The sequence below is a fragment of the Streptomyces sp. NPDC054932 genome (genome assembly GCF_053610205.1).
Map to the genome: position 1 here is coordinate 1 of NZ_JBSGXU010000075.1, position 14,422 is coordinate 14,422.

The following is a 14,422-nucleotide window of genomic DNA, read 5'->3' on the forward strand; positions in this document are numbered from 1 at the left end:
CCCCGAGGGGAGCGGCCGGGGCCTTTCGCGCACCCGCCGCCTACGCCTGCTCGCGCCAGCCGTTCGTGATGGGCAGCCGGCGGTCCTTGCCGAAGCCCTTCGCGGAGATCTTCGTGCCCGGCGGGTACTGGCGGCGCTTGTACTCCGCCGTGTCCACCATCCGCAGGGTCCGGGCCACCAGCTCCGGGTCGAAGCCGGCCGCGACGATCGCGTCCAGGCCCTGGTCGCGGTCCACGTACATCGCCAGGATTGCGTCGAGCACCGGGTAGTCCGGCAGCGAGTCCGTGTCCACCTGGCCCGGGCGCAGCTCGGCGCTCGGCGGCTTCACGATCGAGTTCTCCGGGATCGGCGGGATCTCGCCCCGCTCGGCGGCGGCCCGGTTGCGGTACTCCGCGAGCCGGAAGACGTCCGACTTGTAGACGTCCTTGATCGGGCCGTACGCGCCCACCGAGTCGCCGTACAGGGTGGAGTAGCCGACGGCCAGCTCCGACTTGTTGCCCGGGGCCAGCACGATGTGGCCCTCCTGGTTGGAGAGCGCCATCAGCAGGGTGCCGCGCAGCCGGGACTGCAGGTTCTCCTCGGCCAGGCCGGTCAGGCCCAGCGCGCCCATGTAGGCGTCGAACATGGGCTCGATGGAGACGGTCCGGAAGTTCAGCCCCGTCCGCTCGGCCAGATCGGCCGCGTCGCTCCGGGAGTGGTCCGAGGAGTACTTCGAGGGCATCGAGACGCCGTACACGTTCTGCGCGCCGATCGCGTCGCAGGCGACGGCGGCGACGAGCGCGGAGTCGATGCCGCCGGAGAGCCCGATCAGGACCGAGCGGAATCCGTTCTTCCTGACGTAGGCGCGCAGGCCCACGACCAGCGCGTCGTAGACCTCCTCGTCGTCGTCGAGCCGGTCGGCGTAGCCGCCGGTGACGACCGGATCGTACGGCTCCACGGGCTCCTCGGAGAGGATCACCCGCTCGATCCGCAGTCCGTCGTCCACCACGCCCACGGGCGCGTCGGTGCGCGCGGCCGGCAGGTCGAGGTCGACCAGGACGCAGCCCTCGGAGAACTGCGGGGCGCGGGCGACGACCTGCCCGTCGGCGCCGACCACGATGGAGTCGCCGTCGAAGACCAGCTCGTCCTGGCCGCCGATCATCGCCAGGTAGGCGAGGGTGCAGCCGGCCTCCTGGGCCCGCTTCTGGACCAGTTCGAGGCGCAGGTCGTCCTTGTTGCGCTCGTACGGGGAGGCGTTCACGGAGATCAGCAGCCCGGCCCCGGCGGAGCGGGTGGCGGGGACCCGGCCGCCCTCCTGCCAGAGGTCCTCGCAGATGGCCAGGGCCACGTCGACCCCGCCCACCCGGATCACCGGCTGGGTGTCGCCCGGCACGAAGTACCGGAACTCGTCGAACACGCCGTAGTTGGGGAGGTGGTGCTTGGCGAAGCGCAGGACGACCTGCCCGCGGTGCAGCACGGCGGCCGCGTTCTCGGGGGAGCCGGCCGGGCGGCCCAGCCGGGGCGCGGCCTGCTCGGTGCGGTCGAGGTAGCCGACGATGACGGGCAGCTCGCCGAGGCCCTCGGCAGCCAGCCGCTGCGCGAGCTCGCGCAGCGCCGTACGGGAGGCCTCCACGAAGGAGCCGCGCAGGGCCAGGTCCTCGACGGGGTACCCGGTCAGCATCATCTCCGGGAAGGCCACCAGGTGGGCGCCCTGCTCGGCGGAGTGCCGGGTCCAGTGGACGACCGAGTCGGCGTTGGCGGCGATGTCGCCGACGTGCGAGTCGATCTGATTCAGAGCGAGTCGAAGTTGAGGCACGGGCCCAGTGTAATCGTCTTTCTGACGCGATGTCCTGGGCCCCGCTCGTTTCCGGCGTTGTGACGTTCCGTCAGCCGATGGGGCCGGCGTACTTCACGTCGTCGAGCATGGTCCCGGCGGAGATGTCCGCGGTGATGCTCCCGGTGCCCTCGGGGACCTCGAAGGCCACGACGCCGCTGGCGGATTCGCCCGGCAGGATGGAGCCCCGGATCATCTTGGGCACGTTGCCGGTGGAGTCGAAGACCGTGGCGGCGGTCATGCCGTGGTCGTCGCGGACGTTGGGCATGGCGTAAATCACCTCGTGCGGCGCGGTCGAGCCGTTGGTGATGGTGACGGTGATCTGGATCGCGTTCTTGATCCGCTCGCGGGCGACGATGCCCTTCGGCTCGTACTTCGTCGGGGCCGAGAGGCTCACCTTGATGCCGTTCGGGTGGGTGAAGGTCTCGCCGAACGGCAGCGCGCTGGTCAGGCCGGGGACCTGGGACGGCGACGGGGACGGCTCACCGGTGGGGAAGCGCCGGTCCAGCTCCCGCTCCTCCTCCTCGATCTGCTGGTCGATGCGGTTGCCGACCCTGTCGACGAACACGGCGGTGAGGAAGAAGCCGCCGACCGAGGCGAACAGGCCGAGCACGGCGAGAACGGTGCCGACGATGGCCATCGACTTGTTGGGGGCGCCCTTGTTGGCGCGGGCGATGCCGCCGATGCCGAGGCCCACACCGACCGCGGCGATCACGGCGCCGATCCAGAAGATCAGGGGGATGACGCCGAGGAGGATGCCGAAGCCGCCGGTGATGAGGGAGGCGATGGCCAGGCCGTTGCCGGTCGGGGCGGCCTGCGGGTGCGCGGCGTACGGGGCTCCGGCGAAGCCGGGGGCGGGCTCGCTCCACACGTTGCCGGGGGCCTCGGGGCCCCCGGGGGTGCCGGGCGCCGGGGCTGCGGTCGGGGTGCCGAAGTCGGGGGCCGCGGGGGCGGGTGCGGGCGTGGCGGTGCCCGGAGCGGCGAACGCGGAGGGGGCGGGCGTGGGCGTGGTGCCGGGAGGGGCGAACGCGGAGGACACGGGGGCCGGCTCCGGGGCGGTCTCCGCGGGTGCCTGCGGTGCCTGCGCCGCCTCGGGGGCCGGGGACGCTGCCGGGCTCTCGGCGGTCTCGGGGGTCGCCGGGGCGGTCGGGGCTTTCTCCAGCGAGAGCGGCTGCGCGGGCGCCGGTATGGAGTCCGTCCCGGGCGTCGGGGTGCCGGCAGGCTCGGTCGGCCGACCGGAGGGGGTGCTGGGCGGGTTCGGCGGGGTGCTCATACCGGCGGGATCGTCCTTTTGTCGCGGCAGTCTTGATCACCGCAAGAGTGCCATGCCCGCTCCGGGAACCCCTCCGAATTCCCGCCCGGCCCCCGAGCCCCCGGCCACGGCCGGGCGGTCGTGACCTACAGCTGGTAGCCGAGCACCGTCATCATCCCGGACTCCGAGTGGTAGACGTTGTGGCAGTGCATCATCCACAGCCCGGGGTTGTCCGCGTCGAAGTCCACCGTCAGCCTGCGGCCCGGCAGGAGGATCGCGGTGTCCTTGCGCGCCCCGCCCGCCTCCCCGGCCAGGGCGAAGGTGTGCCCGTGCAGGTGGACCGGGTGCCACATCGGCGTCGAGTTGGCGAACACCAGCCGGACCCGCTCGCCCGCCTTCACCGGGTGCCGCTGGTCGGGCGTGTACGGCTTGCCGTCGAAGGCCCAGTTGTACCGGGTCATGGAGCCGGTCAGGCGGATCTGCACCGTACGGTCCGGCTCGCGCGGGGCGAGCGCGGCCGATGCGGCGGGCTTGAGGACGTCCGCCATCAGCGGCGGGGCGTCCAGCTCGGCGGGCCGGGTCGCGGCCGTGGGCGCCGTCCCCGACCCGGTGCGCAGCACCGCGAGCGCCGACCCCTCCTTGCCCTCGGGCAGTGCGGTGAGCGGGAACACCCCGTCCTTGGCGGTGACCAGGACGTCGTACCGCTCGCCCATGCCCAGCAGCAGTGAGCCCGCCTTCGTCTGCTCCACCGGGTAGCCGTCGGTGTGGGTGACCGTCAGTTCGTGGCCGCCGAGGGCGATCCGGAAGGCGGTGTCCCCGCCCGCGTTGATGATGCGCAGCCGGATCCGGTCCCCGGGGCGGGCGGTGAGGACCGACGGGTCGGCCGGCACCCGGCCGTTGATCAGGTAGTGCGCGTAGACCACGTCGCCCGCGTCCCCGCCGAGGTAGTCGCTGTGGCCGCCCATGGCGACGTAGGAGCGCTTCCCGCTGCTGCTGGGGGAGGGGGAGGCCGCGGGCGTCCGGCCGTGGGCCGCGTGGGCGCCGCCCTCGCCGCTCATGCCCTTGCGGAGCTCGGAGAGGACGGCGTCCGGGGTGGCGCCGTCCACGCCGTCGATCCAGTCGTCCAGGACCACCACCCACTCCTTGTCGTAGGAGAGGGGCTCCTTCGGGTCCTCGATCACGAGCGGGGCGTACAGGCCGCGGTCCTGCTGGACCCCGGTGTGCGGGTGGATCCAGTACGTGCCCGGGTTCGGGACGGCGAACCTGTACGGGAAGGAACCGCCCGGCGCGATGTCCCGCTGGGTCAGCCCCGGGACGCCGTCCATGTCGTTGCGCAGCGCGAGGCCGTGCCAGTGCACGGAAGTGGCCTCGGGGAGGTTGTTGGCCAGGGTGAGGGCGAGGGTGCCGCCCGCGGTGGCCCGGATCTCCTGGCCGGGCAGCCTGTCCCCGTACGCCCAGGAGCGGACGGTGACCCCGCCGCCGAGGTCGAGAGGGGTGGCGGTGGCGGTCGCCTTGACCTCGGTGAGGGGGCCGGTGGCCTTGCGGGCGGCCTCCGCGGCCTGCACCTCGGGCCCGGCCGGGTCCACGTACCCCTCGGGCACGTCGGCGGTGGAGCCGCCGTGGTTCATCGAGCCGTGGCCCGTGCCGGCGGAGCCGGAGGATCCGGAGCAGGCGGCGAGCAGCCCCGAGCCGAGGACGGCCGCGGAGCCGCCGAGCACGGAGCGACGGGTGGGAAGAGAGCGCATGGGAGCACCTCGTGGGTGTGGTGGTACGGATGCATGGGCACGGTTCGGCGCCGCCCCGCGGGCATGCGCGGGCATGCGAGGGCGACGGCCGGGCCGTGGCCTTCGGGTCGGGTCGGGCCCGTCCGGAGCAGGACACGGCCGTGGCCGGGCCTATATCCGCAGAACCGCCAGCCGGGTGAGGAGCTCACGGGGGGAGGGCGGGTCCGGGCCACCGCCGAACCGGCCCGGTATGCGGGCCGCGCCCCCGAGCGGCGCGGCACCGCGGGATCCGGCCCGGCCGGTGCCGATGAGCACCACGACGAGCCCCGCGAGGACGGCGAGGCAGACCGACATGGGGTCCATACCGGTGGTGGGCACCGCGTGACCCCAGGAGGAGGCCGCCGCAGCGGACGGCTCCCCGGCGGCCCGGACCGGAGTGTGGCGAGTGCCACCGTGACCGGCCGCGACCGACTGCTCCGCCGAGGCAACGGAGTGGGCCGGGGACACGTCCTCCATGGCATGGGAATCAGCCGGATGGCCCAGGGTGTGCATCGTGACGATGCCCAGCAACAGCGCGGCGAGCAGCAGCAACCGGGCCCCGGGGGCGGCTCGCTGAGCTCTGCGCGTCATGACGGGAACCCTACCCGGGGTGGGTATCCGATCGGAGGACCGACCCCGGTACTGCCTAGGATTAGTCACACTATGTCCCCACACGGACTCTCTCCGCGGACCGCCTGGCCGGTCGCCGTCCTGATCGGTCTCGCCGCGGCCGCCTACACCGCGTGGGTGCTCGAAGTCGTCCTGTCCACGGGCCTCAATCCCATCCGGACGTACGTCAGCGAACTCGCCGCCCAGGACCAGCCCCTCGGCGGCCTCTTCCGGGCCACCGACTTCACCGCCGGGCTGCTCGCCTTCTCCGGAGGGCTGCTGGCACTGTTCCGGCTGCTGAAGTACGCGGAGTCCCGCCGCCTCTGGGCGGTCATAGGCTGGGCGGGGGTCACCCTCTTCGGCGCGGCCACCGCCGCCGACGCCTGGCTGCCGCTGAGCTGCACCCCCACGGTGGACCCCGAATGCGCCGCGCGGGAGACCGCCGGACTGGTCCCCGCCACCCACCAGGCCCACGCCATCAGCAGCAGCCTCGCCATGACCGGAGCCCTCGTCGGCCTGGTGGCCCTGACGGTCGCCGCCCGCCGCTACGGCTGGTTCGCCCCGCTCGCCCGCTACGGGCCCGCGATCGTCGCCCTCGAACTGCTCGCCACCGTCTGGACCCTGACCGCCATAGCCATGTTCACCGCCGGGCGCGGGACCTGGGCCCTCGGCGCCGGGCAGCGGCTCCAGGTGCTGCTCGTGGCGATCTGGCTGGGCCTGCTCGCCCACTCCGTCCACAAGGAGGGCCGTACGTGAGCGGCACCGGCCGGTTCGTCCGCGTGGACGGGGTCCCTCTGCACGTCGTCGTCGAGGGCCGGGGCCCGGTGTGCGTGCTCAGTGCCGGGCTCGCCATGGCCTGGTTCGACTGGGACCCGGTCGTCCGGCCGCTCGTCGCCGCGGGCCGTACCGTCGTCCGCTTCGACCGCCCCGGACACGGCCTCAGCGGCCCGGCCACCGAGCCGCCGACCACTGCCGGGGAGGCCCACCGGATCGCCGGCCTGCTGGACGCACTGGGGTCCGCGGGCGAGACCCGCGGCGGAACCACCGGCCCCGTCACCGTCGTCGGGCACTCCATCGCCGGCTTCCACGCCGAAGCCTTCGCACGCCTGTACCCCGGGCGCACCGCCGCCCTCGTCCTGGTCGACGGCAGCGTCGAGCACGACCCCCGTACGCTCCTGCCCGCCGCGCTGCGCACCGGCGCCGCCCGGGCCCTCGGCCGGGCCGTGACCGCCGCCGGACTGCCGGCCGCGCTGGGACCACTGGCCCGGCGCGCCACCGTACGGGCCTCCCGCACCGGCGGCTCCGACCCGGCCGCACCGGACCTCGTACGCCGCTGCTACCGCACCGGCCGGGTCTGGCGCGGCGCCCTGCTGGAGAACTCCCGCTACCCGGACATGGCCGCCGAACTGCAGGCCCTGCGCGGGACGCACCCGCTGACCGCGCCCGCCACCGTCCTCGCCGGCCACGACGGCTCGGCCGGCCGCGCCGCCCTGCACTGGCTCTCCCGCCAGGCCGACCTCGCCGACCTGCTCGGCGCCCGCTTCGAGGTCGCCGAGCCCGCGGGACACCTGATCATGCTGGACCGCCCGGACCAGGTGGCCCGGGCGGTCCTGGAAACGTCCGAGCGGGGTCAGGCCCGCGCGTAGACCTTCTCCACGAAGGTCGCCATCTGGTCGTCGGAGAGGTGCTGGGCGAGGTCGGCCTCGCTGATCATGCCCACCAGCTTCTTGTTCCGGATCACGGGCAGCCGGCGGATCTGGTGGCTCTGCATCTCCTCCAGCACCTCGCCGACGTCCGCGCCCGCGTCGATCCAGCGCGGGGTGCCCTGAGCCATGTCACCGCACGTGACCTTCGCCGGGTCGTGGCCCTTGGCCACACAGTTCACGACGATGTCGCGGTCGGTGATGATGCCGCACAGCCGCTCCTCGGCGTCGCTGATGGGCAGGGCGCCCACATTGAGCCGGGCCATGAGCTGGGCGGCCCGGTCGAGGGTCTCGGTGGCGGGGATCCACTGGGCCCCGGGGTGCATGATGTCTGCGGCGGTCGTCATCACTGAACCTCCTGAGCACGCCGTTCTCCGCCGGGCGCGGACGCGTCCGGCGCGGCGTCCCCACAACGGCGGAGCACACGCCCGTACGGGTGAGAGGGCGCCTCTCACCACGGTACGGGCGTGTCCCGTCAGCCGCGCGGCGCGGCCCCGCGCTGCGCCAGCATGTCCGCCATCAGCGTGAGCTCCGAGCGCTGCGCGTTGACCATGCCCTGCGCCAGCGCCCGCTCGACCGGGGTCTCGCACTGCTGCGCACAGCCCTCGGCCATCGTGACGCCGCCCTTGTGGTGGTCGGTCATCAGCTGGAGGAAGAGCACCTCCGCGTCCCGGCCCGAGGCGGCGCCCAGCTGCACCATCTCCTCCTTGGTGGCCATGCCCGGCATCAGCGCGCCGGGCTTGGCGGCGCCGTGCCCCGCATGCCCGCCGTGGCCGTCCGAGGCCCCCATCCAGGACATCGGCCGCTCGTCGGCCACCACCTTGGGCAGCCCCCACAGGTCCAGCCAGCCGAGCATCATGCCCCGCTGGTTGGCCTGGGTGTTGGCGATGTCGTAGGCGAGGGTGCGTACCGCCTCGTCCTGGGTGCGGTCCCGTACGACGAAGGACATCTCCACCGCCTGCTGGTGGTGCACCGACATGTCCCGGGCGAAGCCCGCGTCCGGAGAACGGAGCCCCGGAGTGCGGGGCGCCGTACGGTCCGGTGCGGCGGAACCGGCGGAACCGCCGCCGTTCGCGGCGGCGACCGTGGCCGCCGCCGCGAACAGCAGGGCCAGCAGGACGGCCGTGCCCGCGACCCAGTACGTACGGGGGACGGGGCGCTCGGGGCGCTCGGGGGGGACCGGGCCGCTCACTTGCCGGCCAGTCCGCTCGTGCAGGCCGCGCCCGGCTCCGGGGTCTGCTCGCCCTGCACGTACTTGGTGAAGAACTGCGCCACCCGCGGGTCGTCCGCGCTGTCCACGGTCAGCTGCTTGCCCCACGCGCTGAGCATGATCGAGCCGGTCTGCTCCTTGATCGGGCTCATCAGCGTGTACGGGGTCTTGCCGACGGTCGCGGCGAGCTTGTCCACGTCGGCCCTGGGGGCCTTCTCGTTGTACGTCACCCAGACCGCGCCGTGCTCCAGGGAGTGCACGGCGTTCACCTCCGGCACCGGGCTCTTGTAGACGTCGCCGTTGCAGTTCATCCAGCGGGGGTGGTGGTCACCGCCGACCGGGGGGTTCATCTCGTACTTCACCGGGGTCTCGACGTGATTGCGGCCGAGCTTCTTCGCCTCCCAGAGCTGCTCGCCCTCGACGGGCTGCTTGCGGATCTCCTCGGCCTCCTTGCGGAGCTTCTCCGCGGCCGCCAGCTTGCGCTCCTCGGCCTGCTTCTGGTCGATCAGCACCCAGGTGCCGAAGCCGACGAGGCCGACGACGACGGCCGACGCGGCCGTGATCGCGATGGCCTTGTTGCGCCGCTCCCGGATCCTGTCGGCGCGGCGCATCTCGGCTATGCGCGCCTGGCGGGAGTTCGGGTCGGTGTTCTGGTTGGTCCTGCCGGACTTGCTGGCCATGTGCCCTGGTTCCTTCTGCTGAGGGGGGTGGATGAACGCGAAACCAAACCGGACCTGTCAGGTCCGCAGCACCTGGAGGGCATGCAGGTCGGGGGCGCGCGCCAGCGGCCCGGGCGGCCGGATCCGCCCCGGCCCGCTCGTGGGCGCGGAGGGCGGCAGCCCGCCGCCCACGACGGTCACGGCGGGCGGTGGAACGGGCAGCACACCCGGGGTGACGTGCGCGAGGGACGAGCAGCCGGGCAGGTGGTACGGGGACACGCAGACGGCGTGCGCCGGACCGTGCGCCTGCACGGCCCGCACCCCCGCCGACGCCCCCGGCGCCCTGGCCTGCACCCCCGGCTTCGCCCCTGCCTGTGCCCCTGGCTGCACCCGTGCCTGCGCCCCTGCCGAGACGTGCGACTCGCCCGAGCGCACGCACAGGAGCAGCGCGCCGGCCAGCATCCCGAAGACCGTCAGCAGGACGGCACGCCGAAGCCCGGGACGTCCGCGACGCCCCGGCTGCGTGTACTGCCGGCCCCCCATGGGCGCAGATGGTAATGCTCATGACCGGCCCCAGGTCAGTGCGGGGGTGCCGCGAGCTTTCCCGGGTGCGTAATGTGGCGGAAACCACCGCTGGCGATACTGAGCGCGCCCGACTGTGCCCCGACCGTCGAGGCGGTGGTGCACAGGCCGTCTGAACTGCGAGGATGAAGGCATGGACAAGCAGCAGGAATTCGTCCTCCGGACGCTTGAGGAGCGCGACATCCGCTTCGTGCGCCTGTGGTTCACCGACGTACTGGGCTTCCTCAAGTCCGTCGCGGTCGCGCCCGCGGAGCTGGAGCAGGCCTTCGACGAGGGCATCGGTTTCGACGGCTCCGCGATCGAGGGCTTCGCGCGGGTCTACGAGTCCGACATGATCGCCAAGCCGGACCCGAGCACGTTCCAGATACTGCCGTGGCGCGCCGAGGCCCCCGGGACCGCCCGAATGTTCTGCGACATCCTGATGCCGGACGGCTCGCCGTCCTTCGCGGACCCGCGCTACGTCCTCAAGCGCATCCTGGCCAAGACCTCCGACCTGGGCTTCACCTTCTACACCCACCCGGAGATCGAGTTCTTCCTGCTGAAGGACAAGCCGCTGGACGGGACCCGCCCGGTCCCCGCCGACAACTCCGGCTACTTCGACCACACTCCGCAGAACGTGGGCATGGACTTCCGCCGCCAGGCGATCACCATGCTCGAATCGATGGGCATCTCGGTGGAGTTCAGCCACCACGAGGGCGCCCCCGGCCAGCAGGAGATCGACCTCCGCTACGCCGACGCGCTCTCCACGGCCGACAACATCATGACCTTCCGCCTCGTCATGAAGCAGGTCGCGCTGGAGCAGGGCGTCCAGGCCACCTTCATGCCGAAGCCGTTCTCGGAGTACCCCGGCTCGGGCATGCACACCCACCTCTCCCTCTTCGAGGGCGACCGCAACGCCTTCTACGAGTCGGGCGCCGAGTACCAGCTCTCCAAGGTCGGCCGCTCCTTCATCGCGGGCCTCCTGCGCCACGCCGCCGAAACGGCAGCGGTGACCAACCAGTGGGTCAACTCCTACAAGCGCATCTGGGGCGGCTCCTCCCGCAGCGCCGGCGCGGGCGGCGAAGCCCCCTCGTACATCTGCTGGGGCCACAACAACCGCTCGGCCCTGATCCGCGTCCCGATGTACAAGCCGGGCAAGACGGGCTCCTCCCGCGTCGAGGTCCGCTCGATCGACTCGGGCGCCAACCCGTACCTCACGTACGCCGTCCTCCTCGCGGCGGGCCTCAAGGGCATCGAGGAGGGCTACGAACTCCCGGCGGGCGCCGACGACGACGTGTGGGCCCTCTCCGACGCCGAACGCCGCGCGATGGGCATCGAACCCCTCCCGCAGAACCTCGGCGAGGCCATCGCCCTGATGGAACGCAGCGAACTGGTCGCCGAAACCCTCGGCGAGCACGTCTTCGACTTCTTCCTGCGCAACAAGAAGCAGGAGTGGGAGGAATACCGCTCGGAGGTCACCGCCTTCGAACTCCGCAAGAACCTCCCGGTGCTGTAACGCCAGGTCAGCCCCCTTGCGGGCCAAGCACAACACTCCGGGCCGGTGGTCGATGACCACCGGCCCGAAGTCGTTCACTGGGCCGTCTGTGGGCCGTCCGACGCGGAACCCGATGCCTTGTAGACCCCGTCCACGGCCTTCTGGGTCCGCCCCTCGCTGCTCGGCATGAGATGCGTGCAGGTCCCACGCGTGAAGCCGGGGTCAGCGTGCCCCAGGTACGCGCTGAGGGCCTGGGCCTTGATGTTCTCGTCGGCGTCCGACAGCACCGAGAGTGGGTGCCTCAGAGTGTGCATCCCGCTCACACGCGGACCGTCGCACAGCTGCTCTGGGGCTTTCAGCAGATGGGGCACGAGCCGCGACTGTGCTCCGTTGGGATCGGCCTGGGCAGCTATGACTGGGCGCCACGAGCGGCATGAATTGCGAGCGGATGCCCAGCGAGCGAGCCCGAGGTTTACCGGGACCGCACTCTGGAGCCAGCCCTCTGTCGTGCTTGTCGAGCCCACGGTCGGTAACAGGGGGAGAACGTCCGCTCCACCCATGAGCCCTGACGGCATGGACTCGATCGGAGATGCCCGCTTCGCACTCCAGATGCTGGTTGGCGCCCATCAGTGCCTGCTGGTCTATCCGCAGTACGGGAGATGGATGCTGCGGAAACCGGCCGCACGGTCGAACCCTATCCGGAGGTGCTGACAGAACCACTTCGGCATGAAAAGGGTGACTCGGTATATGAGATGGCACCTAGCCCGTAAATTCGAAGCTTCGTGGCCATTGAGACCATCCAGACGATGTAACCCCATTTCGGGAAGTCCCCTGGAAGACGGAATCGCCGGCGGTGATCACGATGGTTACTGTCCCGCCTTCTTTGAATGAGATTTTTCCTGCATGGACTCCAGCCGTGCAAATCGATGAGTCGTCGGTGTATTTGTTGGTTCCCCAGACACTTGCCGCTTCACCTGCGCCAGGACACTTGAAAGTGAATCGCTTCCCAATCTGATCACTGTAGTCGCTGGCGGTCTGAGGCCAGGATATTACAGGAATGTTTGACTGAGGCTTAGGGTTATTTGTTTGAACCTCGAAGCTCCAGTTCCAGTGATCTTTCCAGTCTTGGGACACTGCCCCGTTCCTCGCGCTGCCGATGTACCCCGTTCGGCCTTCGCGAAGCGTGATGGTTACCTTCCCGCCCTCTGTAGAGGTAATGGCACCGGCATGGACCGCCGCATAACAGATGGACGAATCGTCTGTGTAAATGTCGGTCCCATAGAGTGAACTTGGTGAGCCAGATGGCGGGCATTGAAAGGTCAACTTCTCTCCGCGAGCGCGCCCCCTGAAATTGGTCGCGTCGGCAGACCAAGTGATTTGCTCGCCGATTCCTTCGGTGTTCGCAGTAGTTGGAGGCTTGGCTGGAGTGTTTGAGGTGTCATTCTCTCCTGACTGTCCCCCGGATGCTAGTACACCGACCACCAGGAGGAATGTCACGGAAAGTGCGAGGATAATCCAATTCCTCTTTGTGTGGGAGATTTCTGCACCCTGTTGATGTGGTCCATTTTCAGGTGCGCTGGAACTCGGAAGAGAGCCCTCTGGATAGAGGTCGGGGTCGTATGCTCGCTGGTAATGGCGGCTGTACCAATGCGGTCCAGCTGGCTGCGGCTCGAAGCCATTCCTGATGATCTCTTCATCCATTAGTTGCAACTGCTGCAAGGCGTCTTTAAGGTCTGCAGGAGAGAGATCTTCGATCGGATGAGCATCCATCTTAAGGAAATTTGCGGCCATAGCCTCGTAGCTGCCAGCAGGGGAACTAACGCGAGCTACGAGTTTGCATTCCCAAATCCCGCCTGGTGTTCCTCCGAAGAGCTGCGATATCAGCGTTGCGCCATTCCGCATTCCTTCGACGCGGGCTTCTATGTCTAGGTACTCCATTTTCTGCTCGGGGGGCAGGGTGTTAGATATTTGGATGCCGCACCCTTGACAGAATTGAGCACGAGAAGATATTTGGGCTCCGCATTGAATGCAGTACATGGGAATGCCTCCAAATGTTGGTGGTGGCAGTTCCGATGCTGTTTCTGCTAACTATACGGCGAGCATCGCAGTCTCGCGCTTTCGTGTCGCGGGTGTTCGATGCCTAATATAAGGTGAGGAGTGAGTCCAGCCTGGGATCGCGGGGATTTCTTAGGGTCCCGCTCGTCAAGCTTCACCGAGGGCTGCTCGAAGTGGAAGCTATCACCGATGCCAAGAAAGACCGGGCCAGCGCAAACGCTACGGCGTCCGCTAGACGGGTGTTCAGGCTGGCGGATAGGAAGGAGCGCCACCCCAACTGCGGAGCATTCGTGGACAAGCGAGATCTCTGTCGGACCGTAGTCAGGCTCTGAGCTGCTGGAACGCGTGCAGGGCGAAGGGCCTCTGCAGTCGAGGTCGGGACAGGCCTGGGTCGCCTCTGGGAGGCCGGAAGGTGGCACGCGGCCATGGTGATGACTGATGACAGCTTCTCAGATGCTGGTTGGGCAGGGGGCTGTAGAGCATCCACTCGGCGGGCTGAGACGGACGTGACTTCTTGTGCAACGCGAAGCAGGAGTGGGGAGTGGGAGGAGTACCAATTGGAGGTCACACCCTTAGACCTCCGCAGGAGCCTCCCGGTGTTCTAACCGCTGGGGGCCGCGCATAACCCTCCGGCCCGGTGTTCACCGGCCACCCGCCCGAAGCCGTCTCATTGCGCCCGGGCCGGCACCGCCTAGCATGTGGCTGCCGCTGGGGCGTGATGGGACGGCGCTGGGGTGCCGGGTGTGGGGGAAGTGCGTGAGCAGGAGCAGGGGCGGACTGGTGTGGGCGGCGGTTGCGGGAGTCGCCGTGCTCGCGGGGGTCCTCGGCGTCGGTGGGGCCGTGCTGGCTCCGGCCGAGGAGGACGGTCTCGACGGGTGGGTCCGGGAGCCCGCGGGTGCGGAGATTCCGGCCCGCGCCGGGGGAGATCCCTCGCGCGGCACGGTCGCGGCGGAGCTCGCCGCCGCAGCCACCGCCGCCGGGCTCACCCCGGGCGCCCCGTGGCCCGCGGAGGAGGGGGAGCTCGCCGACTGCATCGCGGACTGGGTGGGCGACGGCCCCGCCGACGACGGCCGGCTGGCCGCCCTGGAAACCGCCCTGGAGGAACGCGGCTGGCAGGTCACGGCCCGCCAGGGCGGGCCCGCGCCGACAGTGGCGCTGAAGAGCGGCTCCTGGCGCCTGCGGTTCACCAACGGCGGCCTCCTCGACACCCTTTCACTGGTCGCCACCCGCTCCGGCCGCACCTGCGACGAGGCCTTCCGCCGCGCCGAAGCGACCCGCGGCCCGCGGGGGTAGGTCCCGGTC

Annotated in this window: 14 protein-coding genes; 4 read left to right on the plus strand and 10 right to left on the minus strand. The window is 70.4% G+C overall.

Features of this window, described 5'->3' with window-relative positions:
- Window positions 1-40: 40 nt before the first annotated feature.
- The 4 genes from ACWGE1_RS21010 to ACWGE1_RS21025 all read right to left on the minus strand — a co-directional run bounded on the left by ACWGE1_RS21010 (window position 41) and on the right by ACWGE1_RS21025 (window position 5,419).
- Window positions 41-1,795, minus strand: coding sequence for an NAD+ synthase (locus tag ACWGE1_RS21010; protein ID WP_453422004.1), 1,755 nt, complete (start codon window positions 1,793-1,795; stop codon window positions 41-43).
- Between the two features lie 70 nt (window positions 1,796-1,865).
- Complete coding sequence (locus ACWGE1_RS21015) at window positions 1,866-3,086, minus strand: hypothetical protein (protein ID WP_453422005.1); 1,221 nt, start codon at window positions 3,084-3,086, stop codon at window positions 1,866-1,868.
- A 125-nt stretch (window positions 3,087-3,211) separates the two neighbouring features.
- Complete coding sequence (locus tag ACWGE1_RS21020) at window positions 3,212-4,810, minus strand: multicopper oxidase family protein (protein ID WP_453422006.1); 1,599 nt, start codon at window positions 4,808-4,810, stop codon at window positions 3,212-3,214.
- 150 nt (window positions 4,811-4,960) lie between these two features.
- A complete protein-coding gene (locus ACWGE1_RS21025) occupies window positions 4,961-5,419 on the minus strand; it encodes a hypothetical protein (protein WP_453422007.1) in 459 nt (152 codons plus the stop codon).
- A 72-nt stretch (window positions 5,420-5,491) separates the two neighbouring features.
- Here ACWGE1_RS21025 and ACWGE1_RS21030 point away from each other — a divergent pair, with 72 nt between their 5' ends.
- Both ACWGE1_RS21030 and ACWGE1_RS21035 read left to right on the plus strand, forming a co-directional pair.
- On the plus strand, window positions 5,492-6,193 hold the full coding sequence (locus tag ACWGE1_RS21030; protein WP_453422008.1) for a DUF998 domain-containing protein: 702 nt from the start codon (window positions 5,492-5,494) through the stop codon (window positions 6,191-6,193).
- Window positions 6,190-7,083 carry an alpha/beta fold hydrolase gene (locus tag ACWGE1_RS21035; RefSeq protein ID WP_453422009.1) on the plus strand — a complete coding sequence of 298 codons (894 nt, stop codon included), beginning with the start codon at window positions 6,190-6,192 and terminating at the stop codon, window positions 7,081-7,083. Before ACWGE1_RS21030 ends, ACWGE1_RS21035 begins: the two co-directional genes overlap by 4 nt.
- Here the strand turns inward: ACWGE1_RS21035 and ACWGE1_RS21040 are convergent.
- From ACWGE1_RS21040 to ACWGE1_RS21055, 4 genes are all read right to left on the minus strand, one after another.
- Window positions 7,068-7,487, minus strand: a complete 420-nt coding sequence (locus tag ACWGE1_RS21040) for a CBS domain-containing protein (RefSeq protein WP_453422010.1) — start codon at window positions 7,485-7,487, stop codon at window positions 7,068-7,070. The genes ACWGE1_RS21035 and ACWGE1_RS21040 overlap by 16 nt on opposite strands.
- Window positions 7,488-7,615: 128 nt before the next feature.
- The gene (locus ACWGE1_RS21045) at window positions 7,616-8,332 is read right to left on the minus strand and encodes a DUF305 domain-containing protein (RefSeq protein ID WP_453422011.1); all 717 of its coding nucleotides are present in this window, start codon (window positions 8,330-8,332) and stop codon (window positions 7,616-7,618) included.
- Window positions 8,329-9,030 carry a DUF3105 domain-containing protein gene (locus tag ACWGE1_RS21050; RefSeq protein WP_453422012.1) on the minus strand — a complete coding sequence of 234 codons (702 nt, stop codon included), beginning with the start codon at window positions 9,028-9,030 and terminating at the stop codon, window positions 8,329-8,331. Before ACWGE1_RS21050 ends, ACWGE1_RS21045 begins: the two co-directional genes overlap by 4 nt.
- 57 nt (window positions 9,031-9,087) lie before the next feature.
- On the minus strand, window positions 9,088-9,552 hold the full coding sequence (locus tag ACWGE1_RS21055; protein WP_453422013.1) for a hypothetical protein: 465 nt from the start codon (window positions 9,550-9,552) through the stop codon (window positions 9,088-9,090).
- A 172-nt stretch (window positions 9,553-9,724) separates the two neighbouring features.
- On the opposite strand from ACWGE1_RS21055, the gene ACWGE1_RS21060 reads away from it, so the two are divergent.
- Window positions 9,725-11,086 (plus strand): glutamine synthetase family protein, encoded by a 1,362-nt coding sequence (locus ACWGE1_RS21060; protein ID WP_030012459.1) that lies wholly within the window; start codon window positions 9,725-9,727, stop codon window positions 11,084-11,086.
- Between the two features lie 74 nt (window positions 11,087-11,160).
- Here ACWGE1_RS21060 and ACWGE1_RS21065 read toward each other — a convergent pair whose 3' ends face one another.
- Entirely contained in the window at window positions 11,161-11,388 is a 228-nt protein-coding gene (locus tag ACWGE1_RS21065; protein WP_453422014.1) for a tyrosine-type recombinase/integrase, read from the minus strand.
- A gap of 436 nt (window positions 11,389-11,824) precedes the next feature.
- Window positions 11,825-12,835 carry an LCCL domain-containing protein gene (locus ACWGE1_RS21070; protein WP_453422015.1) on the minus strand — a complete coding sequence of 337 codons (1,011 nt, stop codon included), beginning with the start codon at window positions 12,833-12,835 and terminating at the stop codon, window positions 11,825-11,827.
- A gap of 1,041 nt (window positions 12,836-13,876) precedes the next feature.
- Between ACWGE1_RS21070 and ACWGE1_RS21075 the strand changes: the two genes are divergently transcribed.
- Window positions 13,877-14,413, plus strand: coding sequence for a hypothetical protein (locus tag ACWGE1_RS21075; RefSeq protein WP_453422016.1), 537 nt, complete (start codon window positions 13,877-13,879; stop codon window positions 14,411-14,413).
- The last annotated feature ends 9 nt before the right edge of the window (window positions 14,414-14,422 follow it).

Coding starts and splice junctions, on each gene's coding strand:
- ACWGE1_RS21070 (WP_453422015.1), bottom strand. CDS start 12,835: ATGGATGCTCATCCGATCGAAGATCTCTCTCCTGCAGACCTTAAAGAC.
- ACWGE1_RS21040 (WP_453422010.1), bottom strand. CDS start 7,487: ATGACGACCGCCGCAGACATCATGCACCCCGGGGCCCAGTGGATCCCC.
- ACWGE1_RS21025 (WP_453422007.1), bottom strand. CDS start 5,419: ATGACGCGCAGAGCTCAGCGAGCCGCCCCCGGGGCCCGGTTGCTGCTG.
- ACWGE1_RS21030 (WP_453422008.1), top strand. CDS start 5,492: ATGTCCCCACACGGACTCTCTCCGCGGACCGCCTGGCCGGTCGCCGTC.
- ACWGE1_RS21060 (WP_030012459.1), top strand. CDS start 9,725: ATGGACAAGCAGCAGGAATTCGTCCTCCGGACGCTTGAGGAGCGCGAC.
- ACWGE1_RS21050 (WP_453422012.1), bottom strand. CDS start 9,030: ATGGCCAGCAAGTCCGGCAGGACCAACCAGAACACCGACCCGAACTCC.
- ACWGE1_RS21015 (WP_453422005.1), bottom strand. CDS start 3,086: ATGAGCACCCCGCCGAACCCGCCCAGCACCCCCTCCGGTCGGCCGACC.
- ACWGE1_RS21055 (WP_453422013.1), bottom strand. CDS start 9,552: ATGGGGGGCCGGCAGTACACGCAGCCGGGGCGTCGCGGACGTCCCGGG.
- ACWGE1_RS21020 (WP_453422006.1), bottom strand. CDS start 4,810: ATGCGCTCTCTTCCCACCCGTCGCTCCGTGCTCGGCGGCTCCGCGGCC.